Annotated in this window: 23 protein-coding genes; 1 reads left to right on the plus strand and 22 read right to left on the minus strand. The window is 42.0% G+C overall.

What is annotated here, in order from left to right:
- Window position 1: 1 nt before the first annotated feature.
- The 22 genes from AC4BAN_RS02985 to porX all read right to left on the minus strand — a co-directional run bounded on the left by AC4BAN_RS02985 (window position 2) and on the right by porX (window position 23,990).
- Window positions 2–919 (minus strand): Gfo/Idh/MocA family protein, encoded by a 918-nt coding sequence (locus AC4BAN_RS02985; RefSeq protein ID WP_490562872.1) that lies wholly within the window; start codon window positions 917–919, stop codon window positions 2–4.
- Window positions 916–1,632 carry an acylneuraminate cytidylyltransferase family protein gene (locus AC4BAN_RS02990; protein ID WP_490562873.1) on the minus strand — a complete coding sequence of 239 codons (717 nt, stop codon included), beginning with the start codon at window positions 1,630–1,632 and terminating at the stop codon, window positions 916–918. Before AC4BAN_RS02990 ends, AC4BAN_RS02985 begins: the two co-directional genes overlap by 4 nt.
- Window positions 1,633–2,679, minus strand: coding sequence for a nucleotidyltransferase family protein (locus tag AC4BAN_RS02995; protein ID WP_490562874.1), 1,047 nt, complete (start codon window positions 2,677–2,679; stop codon window positions 1,633–1,635).
- 4 nt (window positions 2,680–2,683) lie between these two features.
- Window positions 2,684–3,808: a UDP-N-acetylglucosamine 2-epimerase gene (gene neuC / locus AC4BAN_RS03000; RefSeq protein WP_490562875.1), complete on the minus strand. Its 1,125-nt coding sequence runs from the start codon at window positions 3,806–3,808 to the stop codon at window positions 2,684–2,686.
- Entirely contained in the window at window positions 3,790–4,815 is a 1,026-nt protein-coding gene (neuB, locus tag AC4BAN_RS03005; RefSeq protein ID WP_490562876.1) for an N-acetylneuraminate synthase, read from the minus strand. Before neuB ends, neuC begins: the two co-directional genes overlap by 19 nt.
- Window positions 4,812–5,441: an acetyltransferase gene (locus AC4BAN_RS03010; RefSeq protein ID WP_490562877.1), complete on the minus strand. Its 630-nt coding sequence runs from the start codon at window positions 5,439–5,441 to the stop codon at window positions 4,812–4,814. The genes neuB and AC4BAN_RS03010 overlap by 4 nt, the downstream gene beginning before the upstream one ends.
- A gap of 2 nt (window positions 5,442–5,443) precedes the next feature.
- The gene (locus AC4BAN_RS03015) at window positions 5,444–6,601 is read right to left on the minus strand and encodes a LegC family aminotransferase (RefSeq protein WP_490562878.1); all 1,158 of its coding nucleotides are present in this window, start codon (window positions 6,599–6,601) and stop codon (window positions 5,444–5,446) included.
- A gap of 32 nt (window positions 6,602–6,633) precedes the next feature.
- Window positions 6,634–7,653 carry an NAD-dependent 4,6-dehydratase LegB gene (locus AC4BAN_RS03020; protein WP_490562879.1) on the minus strand — a complete coding sequence of 340 codons (1,020 nt, stop codon included), beginning with the start codon at window positions 7,651–7,653 and terminating at the stop codon, window positions 6,634–6,636.
- Window positions 7,654–7,715: 62 nt separating this feature from the next.
- A complete protein-coding gene (locus AC4BAN_RS03025; RefSeq protein ID WP_490562880.1) occupies window positions 7,716–9,194 on the minus strand; it encodes a hypothetical protein in 1,479 nt (492 codons plus the stop codon).
- Window positions 9,191–10,300, minus strand: a complete 1,110-nt coding sequence (rffA, locus tag AC4BAN_RS03030; protein WP_490562881.1) for a dTDP-4-amino-4,6-dideoxygalactose transaminase — start codon at window positions 10,298–10,300, stop codon at window positions 9,191–9,193. Before rffA ends, AC4BAN_RS03025 begins: the two co-directional genes overlap by 4 nt.
- Complete coding sequence (locus AC4BAN_RS03035; protein ID WP_490562882.1) at window positions 10,297–11,208, minus strand: glycosyltransferase family 2 protein; 912 nt, start codon at window positions 11,206–11,208, stop codon at window positions 10,297–10,299. The genes rffA and AC4BAN_RS03035 overlap by 4 nt, the downstream gene beginning before the upstream one ends.
- Window positions 11,208–11,840, minus strand: coding sequence for an LbetaH domain-containing protein (locus AC4BAN_RS03040; protein ID WP_490562883.1), 633 nt, complete (start codon window positions 11,838–11,840; stop codon window positions 11,208–11,210). Before AC4BAN_RS03040 ends, AC4BAN_RS03035 begins: the two co-directional genes overlap by 1 nt.
- 28 nt (window positions 11,841–11,868) lie before the next feature.
- Entirely contained in the window at window positions 11,869–13,032 is a 1,164-nt protein-coding gene (locus tag AC4BAN_RS03045; protein WP_490562884.1) for an ATP-grasp domain-containing protein, read from the minus strand.
- 65 nt (window positions 13,033–13,097) lie between these two features.
- On the minus strand, window positions 13,098–13,463 hold the full coding sequence (locus AC4BAN_RS03050; RefSeq protein WP_490562885.1) for an EamA family transporter: 366 nt from the start codon (window positions 13,461–13,463) through the stop codon (window positions 13,098–13,100).
- A gap of 77 nt (window positions 13,464–13,540) precedes the next feature.
- A complete protein-coding gene (gene rfbA, locus AC4BAN_RS03055; protein WP_490562886.1) occupies window positions 13,541–14,425 on the minus strand; it encodes a glucose-1-phosphate thymidylyltransferase RfbA in 885 nt (294 codons plus the stop codon).
- 24 nt (window positions 14,426–14,449) lie between these two features.
- Window positions 14,450–15,454: an SDR family oxidoreductase gene (locus tag AC4BAN_RS03060; RefSeq protein ID WP_490562887.1), complete on the minus strand. Its 1,005-nt coding sequence runs from the start codon at window positions 15,452–15,454 to the stop codon at window positions 14,450–14,452.
- An 82-nt stretch (window positions 15,455–15,536) separates the two neighbouring features.
- Window positions 15,537–16,841: a Vi polysaccharide biosynthesis UDP-N-acetylglucosamine C-6 dehydrogenase TviB gene (gene tviB, locus AC4BAN_RS03065; RefSeq protein WP_490562888.1), complete on the minus strand. Its 1,305-nt coding sequence runs from the start codon at window positions 16,839–16,841 to the stop codon at window positions 15,537–15,539.
- A 182-nt stretch (window positions 16,842–17,023) separates the two neighbouring features.
- Complete coding sequence (locus AC4BAN_RS03070; protein WP_490562889.1) at window positions 17,024–19,357, minus strand: GumC family protein; 2,334 nt, start codon at window positions 19,355–19,357, stop codon at window positions 17,024–17,026.
- Window positions 19,358–19,383: 26 nt separating this feature from the next.
- A complete protein-coding gene (locus tag AC4BAN_RS03075; protein ID WP_490562890.1) occupies window positions 19,384–20,175 on the minus strand; it encodes a polysaccharide biosynthesis/export family protein in 792 nt (263 codons plus the stop codon).
- Window positions 20,176–20,763: 588 nt separating this feature from the next.
- Window positions 20,764–21,990, minus strand: a complete 1,227-nt coding sequence (locus tag AC4BAN_RS03080) for an alanine dehydrogenase (RefSeq protein WP_490562891.1) — start codon at window positions 21,988–21,990, stop codon at window positions 20,764–20,766.
- Window position 21,991: 1 nt separating this feature from the next.
- A complete protein-coding gene (tsaE, locus tag AC4BAN_RS03085; protein WP_490562892.1) occupies window positions 21,992–22,435 on the minus strand; it encodes a tRNA (adenosine(37)-N6)-threonylcarbamoyltransferase complex ATPase subunit type 1 TsaE in 444 nt (147 codons plus the stop codon).
- Entirely contained in the window at window positions 22,428–23,990 is a 1,563-nt protein-coding gene (gene porX / locus AC4BAN_RS03090; RefSeq protein WP_490562893.1) for a T9SS response regulator signal transducer PorX, read from the minus strand. Before porX ends, tsaE begins: the two co-directional genes overlap by 8 nt.
- A 450-nt stretch (window positions 23,991–24,440) precedes the next feature.
- On the opposite strand from porX, the gene AC4BAN_RS03095 reads away from it, so the two are divergent.
- Window positions 24,441–25,670 carry an HD domain-containing protein gene (locus AC4BAN_RS03095; RefSeq protein ID WP_490562894.1) on the plus strand — a complete coding sequence of 410 codons (1,230 nt, stop codon included), beginning with the start codon at window positions 24,441–24,443 and terminating at the stop codon, window positions 25,668–25,670.
- Window positions 25,671–26,306 lie beyond the last annotated feature (636 nt).

Below are 26,306 nucleotides of genomic sequence, written 5' to 3' on the forward strand. Positions count from 1 at the left end.
GTTAATTCTCTACAGCTAAACATAACCTTAACGTCTCAATAGACTCTGACAAGTCATTCATAGGTTTTTTCCCTGTCTGTAAACAAGAAATAAAATATCTCATCTGAGAAACATATGTCTTAAGCACATCAGGAACTGCTTCGAACAAGACTTTCCCAAGCGAGTCAGTTATCCTATAATTAATTAAATCTACAGACCAGGTTACATCATTAAGCACTACCTCCAGGCTTCTTTTAGAGTCCTTCCTATAATAGTTCAAAATAATACTGGCATTCATTGATGCATACTGAAGCCAATAATGGGCTACGTCTGGAGAATCAATCTCAAGATCAGACACCTTTGATGAGTGACCATAAATAGATAATGGCATACCGAAAAGCCAGATAATGTAATCTAACTCATGAATTAAATCTAAATGTACTCCCCCCCCAAGTTCTTTCTTAGAGCTGTACACGTTTCTATAATCTACATTAGGTCTCCAAGCTGGCAAATATGATCCACAGTATGCTTGTACTTCGAGTACTCTTTTATGCTTAATATTTTCCTTTATCCATTGCAAAACAGGATGGAACCTAAAATTGAAGGCAGTATAAGTAATGATCTTTTCTTTCTCTAAGTACTCAATAACCTCGCTAGCTCCTTCTAAAGTAGCTAATGGAGGTTTTTCAATAAACAAAGGAATTTTGAGAGTAGTAAGTTCTTTTATAGTTTCTAAATGCTTACTCGTTGGGTTTGAAATGATGGCAAATGCAACATCATCACTCATTTCGTTTAAATGATAAATATTTGATATACCTTGCAAACTCGGCTTCATTTCTCCAGTGCGTAGTGCAATTAGTTCTACATCTGGCTTTATTTGACGCAATGCACTTACATGCTTCTGAGCAATCGACCCCAGACCTATAATTAAGACTTTCATAGTTCAAAATCCAGTAATCCTTCCCTCATCATTATCTCCATGATTGTGAAATCAATAGGGTGGTCCAGGTCGAAGCACATATGCTTCATTACATAAGCAAGAGAACGGTCAGTAGTACTGATCCTACAGCCCTTCTCAAAAAACTTTTTCCTGAATATATAAAATGAAGCATTCATGTCATAAACTGGAGGTGCAGACTGCCGAGATTTAATTTCTACTGAATTTTTAACTACTTGCACATATCCATTTCCTTGTTCTTCTACCATATTGAAATATGGATTTCGATTTGCAGGACTAACTGAAAATAAATTTAACGCATCAGGATGAGATTGTATTTTAAATAAAGCTTCTTCCAAATCTTGAAGTGTTCTCATTGGTGATGTCACATCAAGATCTATAATGAAATCATACTCTTTGTCTCTATTATTTTCTTCGTAATTTAAGAGATCATGAATGGCATCTATCTTACCCGCTGTATCAGAAGCTAATTTTTCTGGTCTAATATAAGAAGTCTTTAACCCATATTCTGCAGCTTGTGCTTTAATAGACTCACTATCAGTACTGAGGGATATATCTGCAGCGTATTTTTCAGCAAATTCTTTTGCAACATTTATTGTATACACAATAAGAGGTAATCCATTTAACTCTTTTATATTTTTGCCAGGTATTCCCTTAGATCCCCCTCTAGCACAAATTGTAACTAATATTTTCATCTAGAATTTAATATAATGTACATCTTCCTGCGCTTTCTTAAAGTCCTCATGCTGGCCTATATCTAACCAGTAGCCTCTTAACGGATAAGATGTTACTTTAAATCCTTCAGAGATCAAAAGCTCCATCAAGTCAGTGGTATTATAAAAACTATTGCTTGGGATATACTGTAGCACTTCTTTCTTTAGAAGATAGATACCACCGTTCGAATAATAAGTATAGGTAGGCTTTTCTTTAAAACTCTTAATACTATTATTCTCAGTCTCCAGCACAGCATAAGGTACATTTACAGTGTAAGGAATGGTAACAACCGACAGAGCTGCGTCATTCTTCTGGAAGTCTAAGAAGAAATCTTCGTAGTCAAGGTTAGTAAGCAGATCAGAGTTAGAAACCAAAATATAATCATGCTGAAAATCATGTACTTTACCTACGGCTCCTAAGGTTCCTAATGGTTCATTTTCCCAGACATACTTAATATTTACATTCTTCGAATTACCATCTTCAAAGTAAGCTTCCAATTGTTCTCCTAAATATCTGACAGATATCCATAAATCGTCAATACCAAAACTGATCAAGCGATCGACGTTGTGCTCAATGATTGGCTTATCACCAATTTTGAGCAATGGTTTTGGGATATTGTCAGTAAGTGGACGTAGCCGCTCTCCCCTACCTCCTGCCATTAGGACAGCATCTATAGGAAGATATGACTTTAAAAATCTGAAGTTTATGATATTAACAATTTTACCTTCTTTGCAGAGAACTGGTATAACTTTAAAATTTTTAGCCCGGTAGCTTATAACCTCATCCATGGTATATGCCCCTTTTTGCAAAAACTTGGGATTTGGCTGTAAAAACTTATCTACAACATCATCCAATGCGAGCTCCTTTAGAAATCCTCTTCGAATATCCCCATCTGTTAAGGACCCCAATAATCTTTCATCACTATCAACGACAAACAGTATCGCATCAGCAGCCAGTTCGTCCAGTCGCGCTAAAGCAGCTTTAATTGGCGAATTGCTTCGAATAAGATGTTTCCTAAAGTTTATCACAGTTTTACTTCTTTATGACATTAATTATATTTTGAGCAGCACCATTTTTGAAATAAGGATTTACTCCTTTATAATCTCCTCGGAGCTTTACTTGATTCCATGCCTCTTTAATCTTACTTGCGACAAATGGCACATGAATTACATTATCTCCTGCTGCCCGCCCCTTCTGCCTATCTCCTAGATTCAAGACATATTTATTAAATGAAGCTGCCTCAATGATACCACTTGAAGTATTTCCCAATAATAGCTTCGAATAAAGCATGCAGGTAAAATAACTCTGCGTGCCAAAATTCTCTATTAAATGAAGCTTATTTCTTAGTTCGGACTTAAGAGCTATAAACCCTTCCCGGAAAACGTTTCCACTTGTATCTGCGTTTGGCATCGTTATTACCACCTGATAATCATTTGCTATAAAATGTAAAGCTTCTAACGTTTCACGAAGGTGCTGAATGTTCAATTCTGGGGTTACAGTCTCTGGATGAACAGTTACTAAAACCGTAGGAATATTCAGGTTAATATGCCACTTCTGCCTAAATTCTTCTTTAGTAAGGAACTGAATATCCTTCAGGTTATCTAAGCTTAAGGCCCCTGTCACATATATGTTATCACTATTCCCCTTAATTTCAGAAACTCTATTTGCAAATTCATCCCGAGAAACAAAGTGAAGTGTAGACGCGAGAGTAATTGCGTGCCTATAGACATTGTCTATCGCGCCTAGTGTGGTTTCACCACCATGCAAGTGAGCAAAGTTTACCTGATAAGGTATACCTGCTGCAACTGCGCCGAACATTTCAAATCTATCACCCAGACAGAATACTAGGTCGAAATCATTTGAATGCTGTTCCCAAAAATCAGCAAATTTTAAGGAAGTCAAAGCACATGCTGTAGACACAGCATTCTTGTCATCGTTAATGAGTAAAGAATTTACTTTATAATCAACATTATACCCATCTGCAGCAATATTATCTACAGTATATCCGTGAAAAGGAGACAAATGAGTACCAAATGCAATGATACTTAATTCAAATTCAGGATCTTCCTGCAGAGCCTTCAATAGTGGCTTGTATATGCCATAGTCAGCGCGAGAACTAGTGAGAATTCCTATACGCATTACTGAAGATGTTTCCATTCTAACTTAACTCCGGCCTCCAGGTCAGAATTCAATTTACGTCCAACTATTTTGGGCAAATCCATCGGAGAAATACCATCTCCAGGTCTTTTCATTTCAAATTTTGATGCTTCAATCGGCTCTCCATAAGAAATTGCATCTTTCAAATGGATACTTTTACGGGCAACACTTTTATTAATCAATTCGGACTTAGTAGGTTCTTTCCGTCCATCACCACTCAGCGCATTTTCAATATTCCTGATAGCAGAGACCATAGCAATTAGCTCAGCCGGTTCCAGAGAAGCTTTATGATCCGGTCCCGGCATGTTCCGATCAAGTGTGAAATGTTTTTCAATGACTTTCGCCCCAAGTGCAACAGCAGCTATCGGCACCTCTATACCTAGAGTATGGTCCGAGTATCCAATGTCTATTTTAAATGCCTGCTGTATAGTTAGCATAGCACCTAAATTTACATCCTCATACTTTGTAGGGTAATCCGTATTACAGTGCAGAACAGTAATATCTTTTAATTTTGCTCCTCCTTCCCTCAATACATTCAATGCATCTTCAATCTCACCTAAGGATGCCATCCCGGTTGAGATTACAATAGGTTTTCCTTTAGGAGCAATGTGTTTGAGGTATGGGTAATTTGTTAATTCTCCAGAAGGAATCTTGAAAAGTTCTATACCTAGGCTTTCTAGGAAATCAACGCTTTCTTCATCAAAACCAGTAGATAAAAATTTGACTCCTTTTTGATTAGCATAATCCAACAGTACCTTATGCATGTCCTCTGAAAGCTCCAGCTTCTTCAGCATGGTATACTGAGAGTCTTCACCATTATTCCCCAGATTATTTTTTTGGTACTCTGCCTGCTTAGCTGATTTGCTGACAAGCTTGTCAGCTTTAAAAGTCTGAAATTTCACATAATCAACACCAGCATCAGCTGCAACATCTATAAGCTGCTTTGCTAAAGTAATGTCTCCGTTATGATTAACCCCTGCTTCAGCTATAATGATAGTTTTGTTCATTTTCTTAAATCTATGGCAGGATTTCCTGCCCATACCAAGTTATCAGGCACATCCTTTAAAACAACTGCCCCTGCACCCACTATAGTATTTTTACCAATTCTTACCCCCTGCTTTATAACAGCATTTGCCCCGACAAAACTTCCTTCACCTACCTTCACATTTCCTGCAAGCACAGCACCCGGGGCAATGTGTACATAGTCACCTATGCGACATTCATGTTCAACAATTGCACCTGTATTAATGATTGCACCAACTCCTACCTTAGCCAAGGGATTTATAATTGCTCCAGCGGCCACAAAACTTCCAGCTCCTATTGTAGCTAAAATAGATGTAATGGAAGTGGGATGAATAACAGAAGTTGTGGTAAATTCTTTTTCAGTGAGTTGCATAATCAACTTCTTTCTTATGGAATTATCACCAATACATACAAAAAAACTTGCTCCAAAATCTTTAATTTTTGCTAATGAGATCTCATCTTTTTCGTCTCCTAAGTACTCCAAATTAAATGGATTTACTTTGGCTTCTGCTCTATCGTAATATCCTATCATGTCATCTCCCATCATTTTGATGGCATCTGCTATAACAAAGGCATGACCTGAATATCCGAATAGAGCAAACTGATTCATCTTTATATTCTGACGCTACTTGGTATATTAACGAGTCTCTCCTCTACCCACTGGCTTACTTTTAAGTCAGTCCTTAAGCAGTCCTGGAACATTGGCAGCTTATGCATTAAAGTCCATACTGGACGGGTCATCACCCCGTTATTATTTACTTCAGCTAAAAAAATATCACGTTCTGCTTTGTCTTTTAGCAGAAGTGCATTCAGCCAGTAATTTGCTTTCGCGTCCTTACCTTCAGTTACAAATTCGATACCTTCTACTCCCTTAAAGAAGTTTTTGTAATTTTCAGCCAATTCACGCTTATTTTCCACAAATGCACTTAATTGCTCCAATTGTGCGCATGCTAAGGCAGCATTGAGGTTCGGCATTCGGTAGTTGTACCCTATATAATCGTGGTTAAACTCCCAGGCATGAGGTGTTTTAGCCTGTGTGGTAAGGTGCTTCGCTAGCTTTGCAATACGCTCATCATTTGTCACGATTGCACCGCCTCCCCCACAGGTTACTGTCTTATTACCATTAAAGCTGAAAGTTCCTAACAACCCAAAATTGCCTGTATGCTTCCCTTTATAATAGCTTCCTAAAGATTCCGCTGCATCTTCAACCAGTGGTATATTCCACTCCTGGCAAATGGCAGCAATGCGATCTATTTCACAAGGTAAGCCAAAGCTATGCATCGGCACACAAGCAGCAATCCGGTTACCGGTTTTGCTGTTAAAAGTCGCACTATCTGTTTTTTGACCAAACTCCTGTAAAAATGCTACCAGTTTCTCAGCACTTAAACCAAGCGTTTCCCTATCAACATCCAGGAAAACAGGCTTTGCACCTATGTAACTGATGGCATTGGCAGTAGCAATGAAAGTAAGATCCTGTGATAGCACCTCATCCCCCTGCTTTACGCCAGCAACAATGAGTGCCATATGCAATGCTGCAGTGCCATTTACAGTAGCAATAGCATATTTAGCTCCTGTAATATCCTGCATCATCTCTTCGAAGCGGTTCACATAGGCGCCTACTGATGATACAAAAGTTGAGTCTATGGCATCTGCTACATACTTCTTTTCATTACCACTGAACCGGGGCTCATGTAAGGGAATAAAATCCTGATTTGGGAAGAGAGATTTTATGTGGTCTATGATGTGGCTGTACTTAGTAGTCTGCCCCATAAATAAGTGCTTAAAATAGATTAATCTTAATTCTAGATATTGTATATATCCGCCTTGTATTCTCGCAAGTTCTCTTTGTTTCGGAACCACTCAATTGTTTCCGCAAGCCCCTGCTCTAAGGTATAATTCATCACCCAATTTGTATGGCTTTTGATTTTACTGTTAGCGCCATATAAACGGAATACCTCGCTCTTCACCGGCCTTAAACGAACATCATCATGAATAATTTTAGCTTTAGGATTAATTTGGTTGATCAGGCTTTGTGCCAGATCTCCAACTGTAATTTCAGACTCTGTGGCTATGTTACAGTCTTCTCCTATAAGGCTATCAGATTTAGCAATTTCAACAAACCCATTGGCTGTGTCCTTTACAAAAAGCAAATCGCGCGTGGGAGTAAGATCTCCTAATTTGATTTCGGTTTTACCCTGCAGTAACTGTGAGATAATAGTAGGAATGACAGCTCTGGCAGACTGGCGAGGACCATACGTATTAAATGGACGCACTATAGTGAGTGGCAAGTTGAAACTCCTGTAAAAGGAATCTGCTATGCAGTCTGCACCGATCTTTGAAGCTGAATAAGGTGATTGTGGCTGACGTGGGTGCTTCTCATCTATCGGAATATATTGTGCTGTACCATACACTTCTGAAGTAGATGTTACTAATACCCTCTCTACCCCTAAGTCCTTAGCTGCCTGAACAATATTTAAAGTACCCTTTACATTGGTATCAATGTAGCTATCTGGAGAATGGTAGCTGAAAGGAATAGCAATCAGTGCCGCCAAGTGAAACACCACATCTATGCCTTTCATGGCAGTACGCACGCCATTCGGATCCCGGATATCACCAGAAAAAATTTCTATTTGTGAAAGTTTTTCTTTTGGGAAGTTATCTAACCAGCCCCAGCTATTAAAAGAATTATAATATGTAAAAGCTCTTACCTGACATCCTTCTTCTAATAGCCGTTCTACCAAATGGCTCCCAATAAAACCATCTGCTCCTGTTACTAAAACTTTTTTATTTCTAATTTCCATTATATTAATTTTGTACTTCATGGATGTTAGAGGAAGCATCCTCCAATATCCATTTTAACTTGGCTATTAGCTTTTTTCAAATTTTACTTGCAAAAACTGACTAATAGATTATTCTCATCTAAATAATCTTTGTTCAAAAGCTGTACTTTGTAAATTGGTGGTCTTTCTATTACATAGGTTATGGTATCAATCTCATAATTTAAAGAGTCAAATTGATCTATGTTATAGTTTCTTCTTAACAAATGCTTGAATCCGTGCTTTTCAATTAACTCTGATGTATGTGGTGTTACTAAAATTTTATTTCTCAATAAATTTTTATGCATCAGATATCCACCATACTCATAAAAAGACCAACTATTTAAACCATTTGAATAAACTTGCTTTTGCTTTAAGAAAACAAGTTTACTTCTATTATCCTTATGCTTCGCAAGTTCCTTAAAAAGAGCAATTTGGTTTTGACTATTAATCAACAAATCCTTTTGGAATAAGAGGTTTGTCCACACAAAAGCAGCCACTACACAGGTTAGAAAAACGTTGGAAAGAAGGATTCTTTTCTTACGTGATACTATATAAACAGCAGAGAGGAACAAAGAAACACCAATTCCTAATAGAAGTTGATGCCGAGACTCATAAAACAAACCTGTTGGCAGTTTATTTACAACCGCATAAGGATAAATTGCGCTTAATATAAGAATAAATGATGCTATGAATAAATATTTTAGATTCTTAGAACTCCCATTTGCAACATCAGTGCTCAAGCTTTTTAGTGAAAGAGATTTAACAAAAAAAATAGAAACAATTAAAATCGGTATGAGTAGAATAAAATTCCAAAAGTCATTTTGCAACCAATAGGTAATTAAGACCTTTGGGAATAATGCCAAGGTTCGTAATACATTAACTGGTCCATCAATAAGTAAGCCTACAATATTTATTTTATTGTAACCAACAGTTTCATACAAACCAGTAGGTTTAGAGATAAGGCTCTTCAAGAAAAAAAACACAACGGGTAAGGCGAAAAATACAAGGTCCTCTTTTTTAAACCGGAACTTTTTTAATAAGATGAATACAGGATAAAAGAAAAATAATAATGAATTTGTTATGAAAGAAATGAAAAAGAAAACTGCTGCCAACAACTTTTTATTAGTTAAGTATAAATTACATGCTATACAGAACAGCAATAAACACAGATTATATGGTAGGACTATTTGAAAAGTCTTTATTGAATATAAGGGACTAAGAATAAATAAACTAAAAGCTAAGAAAGGTAATTCTTGAGGAAGGTCGTAATTCTTCAGTATTCTATAGAATAAGTAACCTGTTACTAAAAATAGCAACCAGTTTAATAGCCTAACTCCTAAAATATTTGGCGTAAGATAATTGACAAATAGGTGGAGATGACTTATACCAAAGGGATGTAACCCATTTCCAATAAATTGGCTCTTAATTACTTCATAGGGCATTCTGTTGATTGTCCAATCATCCCACATAGGGTAAACCTGAAAAATAGAAAAGCCCGATATTACTAAAAATAAAAGGAGAAAAGCTAAATATTTTCTTTTCATATCGTTCCAACAATAAGCCCAACTTCATCTACGCTAAGATCATGGTAAAGTGGCATTCTTATCAAAGAGTCCGTGAATCGATCAGTATTTGGTAATATTCTGCCATCATGCTTACTTCCATAGAATGGGCTACTGTGCAAAGATAGATAATGAAAAACAGAGTGTATGCCAGCAGTTTTTAAACTTGAAATGAAGACATCGCGTGCATCTGCATTATCAGCAACTAAATAAAACATATGCGCATTATTCGTCGCATAATCAGGTATATAAGGAAGTCTATAAGCACCAAGATCTTTATCACCTAATAAATTAAAATATGCATCCCAGAGCATTTTTCGCTTAGCTTGTATCTCATCAAGGCTTTCTAACTGTGCATATAGAAAAGCTGAAATCACCTCCGATGGCAAGAAAGAGGATCCTACATCTACCCACCCATACTTATCCACTTCTCCTCTGAAAAAGGCAGATCTGTTAGTGCCCTTTTCCCAGATGATCTCGGCGCGATTAGCGAAGCGTTCATCATTTATTACTAACATCCCCCCCTCACCACTGATAATATTTTTGGTTTCATGGAAGGAAAATGCTGCCAAATGACCTATACCACCAAGTGCCTTTCCTTTGTAATAGGAATCTATGGCCTGCGCAGCATCTTCTACTACAAAAACTCCGTGCCTTTCAGCAACATCCATCACCACATCCATGTCACAGGCAACACCAGCATAATGTACAACGACAATAGCTTTTGTCTTTTCAGTTATCAGAGCTTCTATAGAACTCTCATCGATGCCCGGGTGATCTGCTCTGGAATCTGCAAAAACTAACTTAGCACCCCGCAGCACAAAAGCATTTGCTGTACTTACAAAAGTGTAAGAAGGCAATATCACTTCATCACCTGGCTCTATATCTAAAAGGATAGCAGCCATTTCTAGTGCATCAGTACAAGAGGTAGTTAACAGACATTTGTGAAAACCATAGCGTTCCTGAAAGAATTGGTGGCAAAGCTGCGTATATTTCCCATTCCCAGATATTTTGCCCGTTTTTACTGCGTCCTCTATGTATGTTGTTTCCTTACCTGTAAGAAAAGGTTTATTGAAAGGTATTTTCATATAACTTTAGCTATAGAATAATTTGGACGATTCGTTGTTTTTAAGTTTATTTTCTGAATATATTCTCCCACAATTCCGAGTCCGAGTAGCACAAATCCAAAACCAAAGCCGAGTAAAGCAGCCAGAGTAGGGAAACCAGCTGCATAATTGTCGAAAAGCATGGTATTTGTAATGATGTAAATACCATACATAAAGCTAAATAGAAAAAAAGCTATCGAACTGAAAGTTAGTACCCTTATTGGTAAATTAGAAAAGGTAACAAATATATTAACTGAGTGTTCTATGAGCTTTATCAGGGTATATGAGCTTACGCCAGCTTGGCTTTCAGAATGAGGTATTTTCACTGAAGTTACATTAGTCGTTATCCAGGTTAAATATCCATCTAAAAATGTGTAAGAGTTCCTCATACCTAAAGTCTCTTTTGCCAAACCTGATTTTAAAAGTCTGAATGAACTGTAGTTTCGATGTAGGTCAGGAATACCTAATTCAAGCATTTTATTTAAAATTCCGCTTGTAATGTTTCTAAAATTTGAATGTTTCCTTTCATCATAAATTCCATAAACTACATCTGCCCCTGTTTTTACTTGTTCATCCAAGAGTTTGTCGATTGAAACTGGATCGTGCTGTAAATCCTCATCCATAGTTACGATGTATTCTCCTGTAGCGTATTCAAACCCACAAATAGTTGCATTATGTTGTCCAAAATTTCTTGAAAGGCGAATACCTTTTACATTTGCGTATTTTTCAACGAGCCTCTCTATCTCTTCCCATGACTCTCTTTTACCACAATCATATACAAAGATTATTTCATTTACTCTAATGGATTGTATATCGCTAATAGAAATAACTAACTGCTCTAGGGTAGCAACTGCTCTATAAACTGGAATTATAACTGATAAAGAAAGCATTACTTAATTTTTCTTATTGGCGCTCCTACATACCTACCTCTTTCTAGCACGCTCTTTGTAATCAAAGAACCTGCTCCGAACATAGAATCATCTGCAAGGGAAATGTTATCAACGGCAACCGTTCCGCTACCTAAAAAGCACCGTGCACCTATTTTTGTGAAACCTGACACTACAACACCAGGTGCTAAAAAAGAACAGTTCCCAACCACACTATCATGAGAAATAATACAGCCATTGTTTAACAATGTACCTGAACATAAAATTGTGTTTTTATCAAGAATGCATCCAGGAAAAACAGTAACTCCCTGTTCAATTTTAGCAGTTGGGTCAACAATAGCTGAAGGATGTATATATGTAAAAGTAGGAATTCTTACGTGCTTTATTTGCTTTAGCAACTTATACTTTTCCTCTAAATGCTTATATCCAATAGCTAAAGCTATAGACTGAAATGCCTCTTGTAAGTACAACTGCTGTAAGTCATCAATCCCTCCAATTATCTCATAATCCTCACTAACAAGCTCACCTTTCTTCTTCGTGTCATCAAAAAATCCAGCAATATCAATACTTTCTCGTAAAAAAAAATTCAATAACTGTAAGCCAAGCTCACCTGCCCCATAGATTGCTACTCTCATCGTAAAGTAAGATGTCTTTATTTGTTTTCTACAACTCAATTTTGTAGTCTGACTGATAAATAAAATAACCAGACCTGTCGGCACTGTTAGTAATTGATCTCAAATTTTTATCTGTTCGTTCTGACTTAACAACCCACTTATACAGGTGAGATTCTTCAATAATATGATTTATTTTCTTGGTTTCTTCTGATAGGAAATATACACCAGAGAAGCTCTGAGCCTCAATCTTAGGCTCTGTAAAATGACCCAATGCAATTTCTATTACCCCTCCTAAGAAGTCATACCCAGTAGATAGTTGCACTAAGTCAGATCCTATGAAGTCTCCACCCATTCTTGCTCCAATTTCAATAAGAAACACATCTCCTTCATTTGTAATCTTTACTTCGGTATGTGACGCACCATTAAAAAACTCAAGCGCAGATAAAGAGTCTTGGGTAAAATCACTAATTGCAGCAACCTCTAACTCCGATAAAAACGCCGGCTGGTGATGAGCTAGCTCTACAAAAAAAGGTGCTCCTGTGGTTTCTTTCTCAGTTATTGCAAGGATTTTATGTTTACCCTTCCAGCTAATTGCTTCTACACTGAACTCTCTTCCTTCTATGTATTCCTCTACAATAACTTTTTTACTAAAAGATTCATTAGCAGCTCGCAATATCATAGGATCTAGTTGAGATGAAGTGTCAATTTTGAAGACTCCCCTGCTTCCAGATCTATCTACTGGCTTAACAATCAACGGAAATTTAAAATCTGCATCTTTTACTATCTCTTTATGACACAGCGAAGCGCTGCTGGTTATTTCCTTGTATTTTGGCATTCTAATGTTTGCCTTTGATAAAACTAACCGCATTCTATACTTGTTCACATATTGTTCACTGTTAGCACTAGGATTACCAATTAACCCCATTTCAGATGCAACGTAGTTTACTGTAGGTACAGCAGCATCTGACGCTATTGTTATAATACCATCTATACCAGCTTTCATACATTCTTTTAGAATCGCTTCTTTCTCTAAGATTGAAATTGGAAAAAAGAAGTCGCAATAGTTTTTACAAACTGCACCTTCTAACCACGAAAAACAGTAGGTTGAGACATCCAGTTCTTTTGCTTTTAGAATAAGAGGTAACTGCAGGTAGCTTCCTCCTATGACAGCCAATTTTTTACCTCTCAATAGACTTCTATATGGTTGTTTCATAAAAACATGTTCAAGTTTGAGTGATGATGAGAGAAACTTCTTAAAGGTTTTACAGCACCCTATGTTTAACCTTTGACAGTTATTATGGTACCTAAAATTATAAAAGCTAATCCAACAACTTTACCAACTGTAAAATGCTCATTTAGAAAAACTACACCTATAACTAATACAAGAGCAGGTGCTAAACTCATAAATGGATATGCTTTTGTAATCTCAAATTTTGTCATCGCTGCCATCCAAAACAATGAGGCGACAAAAGCTGAAGCAAAACCTGAAAAAATAAAAGGATCAAATAGAGCTTTTGATAAAAACAGCAGTTTATTTACTACTGTCTCAGGTAAACTGCCTAATCGGTTTAGTCGCCATTTAAGAATTATCTGGCCATACACGGTGAAAACAATAGTACCAAAAATGTAAATGTAAGGGTTCATGAAAATGTGTTTTCTATTATTTAGAAGTCGAAAGACAACTATGGTTGCAGCTATATCTGGTTTTATAACAGCTGAACCTATGAATTTACTTTAGCTTTCGTTTCCTTAAGCAGTCCAATAAGGTAATCGCCGTAGCCGCTCTTTCTGAGAGGCTCTGCTATGCGCTGCAATTGCTCGGCTGTGATATAGCCCATGCGGTAAGCCACCTCTTCAATGCAGCCGATCTTGAGCCCCTGCCGCTCCTCTATCACCTGCACAAACGTGGCCGCCTGCATCAGCGACTGGATGGTGCCCGTGTCGAGCCAGGCCGTGCCACGGTCCAGGATGCCTACTTTCAGCTTGCCCCTTCTGAAGTACTCGCGGTTCACGTCCGTGATCTCGTATTCCCCTCTCGGGCTTGGCTCCAGGGCCTTAGCGATCTCCACCACCTCATTGTCGTACAAGTAGAGCCCTGGTACGGCATAACTGGATCTGGGATATTTAGGCTTTTCCTCAATCGACACTACTCTCCTATCCCCGTCGAATTCCACCACACCATAACGCTCCGGGTCTTGCACGTGGTAGGCAAATACAACACCACCATCAGGTTCGTTGTTGGCCCGCAGCAAGTTTCCCATCCCCGAACCGTAGAAGATGTTGTCGCCAAGGATCAGGGCCACCTTGTCATCCCCGATGAACTCCTCCCCGATCACGAAGGCCTGCGCCAGCCCGTTGGGCACCTCCTGCATCTTGTAGCTGAGCGCGCAGCCGATCTGGCTCCCGTCGCCAAGCAAACGCTCGAACATGGGCAAGTCGTGGGGCGTGGAGATGATGAGGATCTCGCGTATGCCGGCCAGCATCAGCGTGGAGAGCGGGTAGTAGATCATCGGCTTGTCGTAGACCGGCATGAGCTGCTTGCTCACCGCCAGCGTCAGCGGGTGAAGCCTGGTGCCGGAACCGCCGGCAAGTATGATTCCCTTCATTATGGACGCTTTTCGCTTAAAAAACTACTTACCCAAATATATTGCCATGGAATTATCCTTATACCATCTAAATGCCAGTGCGAGGCCATCCAAAACAGAATATTGAGGGTTATACCCTATCAATTTGCTTGCTTTACTAATATCAGCTAAGCTATGCCGTACATCACCTTTTCGCTCCTCCTTATATTCAGGAGCCAGATCTATCCCCGCAATTTCTATTATTTTTCCCCACAATTGGTTGAGCTTGGTTCTTTCTCCAAAAGCAATATTTAACACCTCATGCTTATCAATTCCAATTGCTAATAAAGATCTGATATTCGCCTGTACCGCATTCTCTACAAAAGTAAAATCACGACTTGTTTCACCATCTCCATTGATAAAAGGAACCTCTCCTTTAATAGCAGCCTCAATAAATAGCGGAATGACAGCAGCATAAGGCCCTTTAGGATTTTGCTTCGGGCCAAACACATTAAAGTATCTCAGACCAACAGTATGAAAATCGTAAGTCTTTGAAAAAACGCTTGCATAAAGCTCATTCACATACTTTGTTACTGCATAAGGAGACAAAGGATTTCCTATCTGATCTTCTACTTTAGGTAAGCCAGGATGATCGCCGTAGGTACTGGAACTGGCAGCATAAACCATGCGTTTTACACCTGCATCTCGGGCTGCGACTAGCATATTTAAAAAGCCACTGATGTTTACATCATTGCTGGTAACAGGGTCATTTATAGAGCGCGGCACCGAACCTAGTGCAGCTTGGTGAGAAACAAAGTCAATTCCCTCTAATGCTTTTCTACAGGTTTCCAAATCGCGTATGTCGCCTTCCAGCAATTCAAAAGCAGAATTCATCTTGAATTCTTCGATATTTGCATGAGAGCCAGTGGAAAAGTTATCTAGTACTCTTACCTTCTTTGCACCATACTTGAGCATGTATTCTACAATGTTTGAGCCAATAAAACCTGCACCTCCGGTAATGAGGAAGCTAAACTGGCTGAGGTCTTCGGTATGATAGGGGGTGTTGTACATAGTTAATTTAGTGTTTTTGTGGTGAAGGGTCAAACCACCCCTACCCCTCCTTAACCAAGGAGGGGAGCTTTTTCTTTTACTTCTAAAGACGTGCGTCGGAGAGTATTTTAGGGAGCACTCCTTTTACGTCGTAGATTACTGCATTTGATTTGCAGAGACTTTTTAGGTTAAGTTTTTTAAACTCATTATGAGATACGGCCAGGATGATGGCGTCAAATGTATTTTCAGAATCCAGTTCTGTTACAGAGCTCCAGCCATACTCATGTTTGACTTCTGCTGGCTTTGCCCATGGATCATATATAGTGATGTCGGTACTGTAGTCTTTAAGGGTGTAGAGGATATCTACTACTTTAGTGTTCCGTACATCAGGACAGTTCTCTTTGAAGGTTATCCCCAGAACCAGAATTTTTGATCCTTTTACAGGAATCTCTTTCTTTACCATCAGTTTCACTACCTCATGTGCTACATACTCACCCATTCCGTCATTCAACCGGCGTCCTGCAAGTATAATTTCCGGATGGTAACCTACTTCCTGTGCTTTTTGGGCCAAGTAGTACGGGTCTACTCCAATACAATGTCCTCCAACCAGCCCGGGCTTAAAATTCAGGAAGTTCCATTTGGTCCCAGCCGCTTGTAATACTTCATCTGTATCAATACCCAGTCGATTGAATATTTTAGCCAGTTCATTTACAAAGGCAATATTGATATCCCGCTGTGCATTTTCGATTACTTTGGCTGCCTCCGCTACTTTTATACTTGTGGCTTTATGTGTACCAGCAGTTATCACAGAATTATATAGCTGATCTACTTTCTCAGCTGCTTCTGGGGTAGATCCCGAGGTAATTTTAAGAATTTTTGCTACCGTATGCTCCTTATCACCTGGGTTGATACGCTCCGGTGAGTAGCCTGCAAAGAAATCTTTGTTAAATTTTAATCCAGATATTTTTTCAAGAACAGGCACACACTCTTCCTCTGTTACCCCAGGATATACAGTAGATTCATAAACTACGATATCTCCTGCTTTTAGCACCTTGCCCACTGTTTCACTAGCTTTATAAAGTGGGGTTAAGTCAGGTCGGTTATACTTATCTACAGGGGTTGGAACCGTTATAATAAAAAAATTACACTCCTGTATTTTTTGAAGCTCATTGGTACAGAACAGTCCAGTCGAAGTGGTACAGTCGTTTGTCAGCACTGCCTTCAAACTCTGCTCGTCCACTTCCAGAGTAAAGTCCTGCCCTTCGTTTAACTCGCTGACTCGCTTTGCGTTGATGTCGAAGCCGAAGGTTTTATACTTTTTAGCAAATTCAACGGCAAGGGGAAGGCCGACGTAGCCTAGTCCGATTACGGCAATCTTTGCGTCTTTTATTTCGGCTGTTAATGACATGTGGTATTTACTTTTTGGAATTAAACTGTTTCGTAATTTATGCTTCAAGTTTACAACTTGGAGCTTATTATAGTACCAGTTTGTAACTGGCGTTTATCTGTATCATCCTTTTCGCCAGTTAAAAACTGGCCTCATTTTTACTCCAAGTTGTAAACTTGACGCAGGGCAATGTTTAATATACTTTATGCGTTCACACGCTTTTTTAGGCTCTTCCGCCAACCTTGCTTTTCATCATCTCCGTAGCCGTACCCGTAGCCGTAGCCGTAGCCGTAGCTATTTTCTTTCTTAGCATCGTTTAGCACGATCATCGGGTGCTTCAGCTTCTTGCTACGGTATATGTCATCAATGATAGCCAGCTGCGATTTACTGGTATAATTGTAGCGCACCAGGTAAATGCTGGAATCAATATAAGGTGCTAAAGCAAAAGCATCAGCTACCTGGCCTACCGGGGCAGTATCAATCACCACATGATCGAACACTTCTTTTAATTGCTCAATCAAAACCCCAATTTTAGGAAGCATCATTAATTCACCCGGATTCGGAGGGATTGGGCCGACACCGATCACGTATAAATTCGGAAGTTCCGGTACTTTCTGTAGTATATCTTCGATACCTACCATGTCAGAGATCAGGTAATTCGTGATACCCACTTCGTTCGGAAGACTTAGGCCTTGCGTGAGTTTTGGCTTCCGGAGATCGAACCCAATGATAACCACCTTTTTACCGGTGAGCATCAGGCTGGCTGCTAAGTTGATGCTAAAGAAGGTTTTTCCTTCTCCGGTCATACTTGATGTTATCAATATGACTTTATTCTCTTTACCTATGGTAGCGAATTGCAGGTTAGACCTGATCAGGCGGAACTGTTCTGCTACAGGAGATCTACTGTCCTTCTTAACAATAACTGCTTCAAATGTGTCGCTATGGTTCAGTTCGCCCAATATTGGAGCGGCTGTTTTTTTCTCCACATCTTTTACAAGCTGCACTTTGTCGTTTAACAGGTCGGCTACTGTAATGCCAGCGAATGGCACAGCCAGGCCCACAAGTAAAGCAATCAGGTAAATCATCTGAGGTTTTGGTTCAACAGGGCCATCTGCTATGGTAGCCGGATCGATCATACGGGAGTTGGATACTGTGGCGGCCAACGAAATGGCGGCTTCTTCTCTCTTTTGTAGCAGATACAGATAAAGCTCTGACTTGATGCCTTGCTGCCTGCCAATCACCTGCATTTCGCGTTCCAGGGTAGGTGCCTGCTGTACTTTTGATCTAAACTGAGAAGCGCTTGCCTGCAAATTACTGCGGGAAATAGCGAGGCCTTTGCGCACATTGCGCAAGTTCTCCAATATGTTATTCTGCAGGTTCGCCAACTGCTCGTCAATGTTTTTCACCAGCGGACTCTCTGGCTTCGCTGTTTGTAGCAAGCGCTGCCGCTCTAGCTGCAATTGGTTGAAGTTTGCAATAAGCCCCCCTAAGGTTGGGTCGCTGATACTAAGGCTGGTAGGTATCAGGTCATACTGTCTGGGCTCTTTATTAAGATAGCCCTCAATTGACTCTAATACATCTATTTGAATGGCCAAATCGGCCAGCTGCTTACGGTAGGCTTCTGTATTAGATAAAGCCAGGCCCGCAGCTGTGCTAACATCTACCAGCTCATTTTCTTTTTTGTACTGTTCTACATCCTTCTCCACGGCTGTTAATTCTTCCGTCAAGAATTTCAACCTTTCATCGATAAATTGGATAGTACTGGTTGCCAGCCTCTTTTTATCTTCTACGCCTTCTTCTATATAAACCTCTATCAGTTTGTTTATGATGTCCTTCGCTTTTTTAGGCACTGGATCTACCAAACTCAACACCAGCACACTGGCGCTTTTATTATAGGGAGCTATTGTGAGCTTTTGGTTGTAGTAATCAGCTCTTTTCCTGATATCCTGAAATAAAACGCTGATTGTTTTGCCCGTTGCGTTTACACCGGGCACCGTTACCACCGTAAAACTGCCGTATGGTTTTTTAATTTGCGTGCCAAACTGGTATACTTCAGTAGCAGTTTCCTCTTCAAGCTCAAAAGTATTGGCATCCTTTATATGTAGGACTATCGTCTTTCCTAGCGCTGCAGAATCCAGGCTACTGACAATTACCTTCACTGGTCTGTTTTCACCGTACAGCTCGATGGTCTTCACCCGACCGTCAACAAAATACCTCGTATTAAGCGATAGTTCGTTTAACACCCGCTGCATGAGAGTGCTGGACTTGAGCACGATTATCTCATTCTCCATGCTCTTGCTGTTCTGCAGCAAAGCCAGATCGCTGAAAAGCACATTCGCACCCTGTTGGTCATCCTTCACCAGCAAGGTACTGCTCACAAAATAAAGTGGTGTTGCATAGCGCAAATACAGGTATGCACCAGCCATGCTTAACATAACACCCAACACAAACAGGTACCAGTACCGTTGATATTTTAGCAGGATGCCTTTTATATCAATTGATTCCGACTCGGAGCCTTGAAAATCTAACTCTGTCATGTACACTTTCTCCTGAGAGTTAAATATTATTTAAAAAGAGAATACACAAAAAAGGCTGTGGAGACTAACCCAACTACAAACCCCCAATTCCTACGGATTAAGCTTGTTCCGGCTATCTTCGCCTTATCCGGCTCCACATAAACCACATCGTTTTGCTTTAGATAAAAATAGGGCGAGCTGAACACCTCCCTGTTATTCAGGTTAAGTCGTGCCATCGTTCTCACTCCATCTACATGGCGTATCACCAGCACATTTTCCCTTTTACCATAAATGGTCATATCGCCCACCATCCCCATTGCTTCCAGTATCGTAACGCTTTCTTTATCAGTAGGCACGGTAACAATGGAAGGACTACTCACTTCTCCCAGCACTGTGAACCGAAAGTTTGCCTGCCGCACTTTCACGATGGGATTCTCAACATATGTATTCAACTCTGCTTTTATCTGCTGCATGGCCTGCTCCTTGGTGAGACCAGCAAGTTTTATTTTGCCCAGCACCGGAAATTCAATAAAACCTTCTTTATCTACCAGGTACCCTTCATTTGTGTCACCAGAACTCTGCCTCTGCATACTACTCCCCTCGCCTACCATGATCACCCCCTGGTTAAAGAGCATGTTCGACTTTTGATCCAGGCTCATCACTGTTATCGTCAGTAAGTCCCCGGTTTTGATCACTGGCTCACCTATGTCGGCAACCTGCTCGGTAAGCAACTGCTCTTGCGGAAGATTGCTAAAGTAGACTATGTCCCTTGGTTTAAGAGATGCACAGGAGGAGAGCAGAAGTATAATACCCAGCAGGTATTGAGCTTTTAGTTTCATGTTAATCAAGGTGATAAAATGCTGCGCCGGCTACAGCCTGCTGCATACATTTTTCAAAATTACTAAAAAATGTTTGAACAATAGGTTCGGATACAATAAAATCACTGTGGGAGGCAAAAATAGGTGGTTAGGTGATGGTTAGGTGATGGTTATGAGGTAGGAAAGATGCTGAAAATTGCAGCGAGCCCAACAACTCCGTCCCCCGATACAAGTTCGGGAACCAAGACTTAAAAGTCACAGAAACTGGACTTGCTCGCAGGTGTAATCATCCCCCTGCCCCCTTCAAAGGGGGACTTGCTGGTCCATAGCAAAGTCTGTGGCTATCAAACCTAATCCCAGTCCTTTGGTTGAGCGCCTTAGCGGGTTCCGGTGCTGCGATAGCAGCATTGCAAAGCGCAAGCGAGCAAAGGAAGACGGTACAGCGCGATGCCCGAGGACGAGCCCTCGCGGGCTAGAGCGCACCAAAGTCAGAAATGATACAAAACAGCAAGTAAGACTGAGGATGAAAGAATTCTAGTATAGATAGCAAAAGGCAATTACAAGAATTCAAGACACTCATAGGTCATAAAGACCCTGTAAGGTCAGAAATCAGTTCCGCACCGCAATCATCAGCCCCAGCTCCTTGTAGCGCATGCCAAACTTCCGGGCTATTTGCGAATTGGTCAGGCTGCCTTTGTAGATGTACACCCCGCTGCGGTAATGCTCGTTCATGAACAGCACCTCATTCACGCCGCCATACTTCGAGAACTCGTTGAAGATCGGCATGAAGATGTTGCTCAGGGCCTGGGTAGCGGTGCGGGGCACGCGGGAGGCGATGTTGGGCACGCAGTAATGGATGATGTCGTACTTGCGGTAGATAGGGCGTGAGTGCGAGGTGGTCTCGGAGGTCTCAAAGCAGCCCCCCTGGTCTATGCATACGTCGATGATGATGGAGCCGGGGTTCATCTGGGCCACCACGCCCTCCTCCACCATACAGGGCATCTGCCCTTCGTCGGAAACCAGTGCGCCGATCACCACGTCGGCCTGCTTGATCTCCGGGTAAAGCACGGCCTTGTCGAGGGTGGAGGTAAAGATCTGGGAGCCGATGTTATGTTTTAGCCTGCGGAGCTTGTAGATGTGATTGTCGAACACCTTCACCTCGGCACCCAGGCCCAGGGCGGCCCGGGCAGCATACTCCGCCACAGTGCCTGCCCCAAGGATAACCACCTTGCTGGGCGGCACACCTGTAATCCCACCTAATATTACCCCTTTGCCATCGCTGCTGCTGCTTAGGTACTCTGCCGCGATCAGCATTACGGTGCTGCCTGCAATTTCGCTCATGGCCCTTACCACAGGCTTAGCCTCCGATTTGTCGCGCAGCAGCTCAAACGACAAGGCGTTGATCTTTTTGCGGACCAGGGCATTGATATAATCTGCTGTCAGGTTGGCGAAGTGGAGCGCGGAAATAAGTGTCTGGCCCGGCCGCAGGTATTCTACTTCGTCGTAGGTAGGAGGTGCGATTTTCAGGATGATGTCGGCCTCGTATACTTCCTCCGGTGAATACACGATCTTGGCGCCTGCTTCTGAATACTCGTTGTCGGAATACTTGGACGGACTACCGGCCCCGGCCTCGATGCGGATGCGGTGCCCGTGGTCGGTGAGCTGTTTTACGGCATCCGGCGTCAGGCCAATGCGGTTCTCCTGGAACGACGACTCTTTGGGAATCCCGATAAAAAGACTACGGCGGCGTTCCTCCACGGCCATCATCGACTCTTTGGGGTAAAGCGCGGGACTGGTAGCCAGTTTCCCTAGATCAATCGTAATTCTTTCGGCCATTCTAAACCTCTTTTATGGTCATGGTGCGCGCTTCGCCTTGGGCGTCGGGCTGCAGGGTAACAAGCAAATAGTGCTCAGGCAGCAAATTCGGGATCATGGAGGGCCACTCTATCAGGCACAGCTTGCCCGACTCGAAATATTCCAGCGCCCCAATGTCCACGGCCTCGCGCTCGGTATTTATCCTATAAAAATCAAAATGGTAAATTAGTTTCCTGTCTGCCCCCTCGTATTCGTTTACCAGCGCGAAAGTAGGGCTGCTCACATTGTCTGCCACCCCAAGCTGGCGGCATACTTCTTTGATCAGGGTTGTTTTGCCTGCGCCCATGGGCCCTTCAAAAAGTATGACCGGTTCGCGGGCCGCCTCTAAAAGCACAGAAGCCGCCGCCGGCAGTTCAGCCAACGACGACATCGTAATTTGTGCTCTTTCTATTCCTGTGCTAAGCATTTTTAGATGTAAGCGTGATAAATGGTATGATCATCTCCTCCAACGACAGCCCTCCGTGCTGGAAAGTATCTTTGTAGTAGTTCACGTAGTAATTATAGTTGTTCGGATAGGCAAAAAAGTAATCCTCTATCGCGAATACAAACGTAGTGGAAACATTGGCCTTTGGCAAGAAAAATCGCTCGGGCTTGCGTACCGTAAACACATCTTTATCGGTGTAACCCAGGTTTTTACCGTGCTTATAGCGTAGGTTGGTGTTCGTGTTCCTGTCGCCAATGATCTTAAACGGCCTTTTTACCCGGATGGTACCGTGGTCGGTGGTAATGATCAGCTTCCCTTTTTTATCCGCGATCGCTTTCAGCGTATCGTAAAGCGGCGAGTGCAGGAACCAAGACTTGGTAATGGAGCGGTAAGCCGATTCGTCGGGGGCCAGTTCGCGCACCATGTTGCTGTCGGTGCGGGCATGCGAGAGCATGTCCACGAAGTTATACACGATCACGTTCAGCTTGTTGTTATCCAGGTTACTGAACTTGTTCAGCAGGTCGCGCCCCGCCTGCACGTTGGTGATTTTGTGGTAGCTGTGCTTGTCGGTTACCTTGTTCTGCTGAAACTGGATATCCAGGAAGTCGGCCTCGTGCAGGTTCTTGCCTTCGTCCTCATCATCGTACACCCACATGTTCGGGTACTTTTTGGCAATTTCGGTGGGCAGCATGCCCGAGAAAATGGCGTTACGGGCATAAGCCGTGGTGGTAGGAAGTATGGAATAGAACATTTCTTCCGAATCTACGGTGAAGTATTCCGATATCAGCGGCTCCAGCACCTTCCATTGGTCATAGCGCAGGTTATCGATCAGCAAAAAGAATACGGGCCGCTCGGTTTCCTTCATGATCGGGAACACGCGCTCCTTAAACAGCTGATGCGACATGAGCGGGGCATCATCGCTTTCCTTATTTATCCAGTCTTCGTAATTGTCCATCACGAACTTGGCAAAGTTAGAGTTGGCCTCGTCCTTCTGCATGTTGATCACGTCGGCCATACTTTTGTTCTCGGTCTCATCTATCTCCAATTCCCAGAAAACCAGCTTTTTATAGATGTCCGCCCACTCCTGCTGACTCAGACGCTCCCCAAAAGCCATGCCCAGCTGCCTGAAATCGCGCTGGTAGCTCATGTTGGTCTTCTCGGATACCAGGCGCTTGTTCTCCAGCGTTTTTTTAACGGAAAGCAGGATCTGGTTCGGGTTCAGGGGCTTGATCAGGTAGTCTGATATCTTTGAGCCGATGGCCTCCTCCATGATATGCTCCTCCTCGCTCTTGGTGATCATGATCACGGGCACCGAAGGACGAATGGTTTTCAGCTCGTTCAGCGTTTGCAGGCCACTAATGCCGGGCATGTTCTCATCCAGGAAAACGAGGTCAAAGGTTTTTTCCTTAAACTCCTCAATAGCATCGGTGCCGCTGTTCACAGGCGTGATGTCGTAGCCGCGGTCCTCTAAAAAAAGTATGTGTGGCTTCAGAAGATCGATCTCATCATCTGCCCACAAAATATTATATCTTTGCATAGTTTTATGTCTCCTTGGTAATTTTAGTTGCTAGTTTTAAGGTATTATTATGGCTACTTACACTACAGATCAAGTCCCCCTTTGAAGGGGGTAGGGGGATGATTACACTTGCTGATCAATTTTCTTAGATTCAGTATAAGAGTATAATAACCCTTTATTATAAACATATTATAAACATATAATGTCTCTTGATACGATTGTCATCCCCCTACCCCCTTCAAAGGGGGACGAAAAACAATTTACCTTACTGGCGCAAGTCTGCAGACTTGTGTCTAAAAGTGGTGTCGAGTCTCCGACTCGACTGGACCACAGGTCCAATTTATAGCAAGTCACAAGTCGCAGATCCCGAACTCTTTAGGAGCTAAAACGCTCGCGCCAGGTAACCCACTTGCACGTACAAGGGAATAACAAAGTATCAGTTCTACCATCAAACCCTAAATTCCGGTTCTAGTGAACAAGAAAAAGATCTTCAACGACCCTGTTTACGGCTTCATCACCGTTCCTACCGAGCTTATTTTCGATATCATCGATCATCCCTATTTCCAGCGCCTGCGCCGCATTAAACAACTGGGCCTGACAGAGATGGTATACCCGGGGGCTTTGCATACGCGCTTCCATCATGCACTTGGCGCCATGCACCTGATGAATACGGCTTTGAACACGCTAAAAAGTAAAAATAACGAAATTTCTGATAAAGAATTCGAAGCCTCCCTTATTGCCATCCTGCTGCACGACATCGGGCACGGTCCTTTTTCGCATGCCCTCGAAACAGCTATTTTTAAAAATGTGCACCACGAGCACCTCTCGCTGCACATCATGCACCTGCTTAACGAACATTTCGACGGCAGATTGAGCCTGGCTATAGATATATTTACCGGAAAGTACGCCCGTAAGTTTTTCCACCAGCTCGTTTCAAGCCAACTCGACGTAGACCGCCTCGATTACCTGAACCGCGACAGCTTTTACACCGGTGTGTACGAGGGCAAGATCGGCGCGGACCGCATCATTAAAATGCTGGATGTGGCCAACGATAAGCTGGTGGTAGAGGAGAAGGCGATCTATAGTATTGAAAACTTTTTGGTGAGCCGCCGGCTGATGTACTGGCAGGTATACCTGCACAAAACCGTGATCAGCGCCGAGAACATGGTGCTGCGGGTAGTGCAGCGGGCGCGCCAGCTCCTGCAGCAGGGTATTGACGTACCGGCCAGCCCCTGCCTGAAATACTTCCTGGCCTCTGACCACACCATGCAGGATTTCCAGCAGGACAGCAGCATCCTGGAGCGCTTCGTAAGCCTCGACGACCACGACATATGGGGCGGCATCAAGCTCTGGGCCTCACACACAGACCAGATCCTGTCGCTGTTAGCCAACAGCATCCTGAATCGCAGGCTCTTTAAGGTGGTAATCTCCAGCAAACCCATCGATACCGAACTGCTTTTGGGCATCCAGGAACTGGTACAGGAAAAATTCCACGTTTCTGAAGAGGACCTGAAATACCTGATGATCTCTGGTAAAATAGGCAACAACGCCTACGACGCCGAGGGACAGACCATTGACATGCTCACCAAATCGGGTTACGTCATAGATGTCGCGGAAGCGTCAGATCTACCTAACATCAGGGCGTTGAGCAATAAAGTAGAAAAGTATTATGTGTGCTACCCGAAAGAAGCCGCGCATTAAACCCAGATAAAGCATTTCAGTAAGCATCAACCTTTCCTTTAATAGAACGGAATTGCACGAAAACCCCCTCTCCTTATAAAGTACGCAATTGTACGAAAACTCCCTCTCCTTTTAAGGAGAGGGCTGGGGTGAGGTAAATCCATTAGCCAGCTAACTCCCGAGCAGAAAATCCACCCCTCCCCAACCCTCCCCTTTCCAGGAGAGGGGGCTTTTTAAAACCTTAATTTGTCTGAATCAGGATTTAGATGATGAAATGAGGATTTATAGGATTAGAATGAATTCAGCGACATCAAATTAACCCGCTCTGCTCATTGCCTAAAGCTACGATCAAGACACAAGTATAAACTGACCGCTGCGCAAGTTGCTCTTCGGAGTTTGTAATCCGGGAGCACTTAACGCAAATCACTGGCTTGGTTATTCTTCGGGTTTTGCAAAACCCGAGCACTTATTGCCTGGACTTCCGATCCGAATTCTAACTTTTAGCCCCAGTTCAACTACTGGCCAGGTGAAAGATCGGATTACAGATCCTCGTAGTAGCAAACTTTCAGATTGCAAATCCAAAAGAGCAGATCGCTGGTTTGGTCACTCTTTCGGATTGCAAATCTGAAAGAGCAGGGACTGATCTGAAAAAGCAAA

This window comes from Pontibacter sp. GD13, from assembly GCF_058216355.1.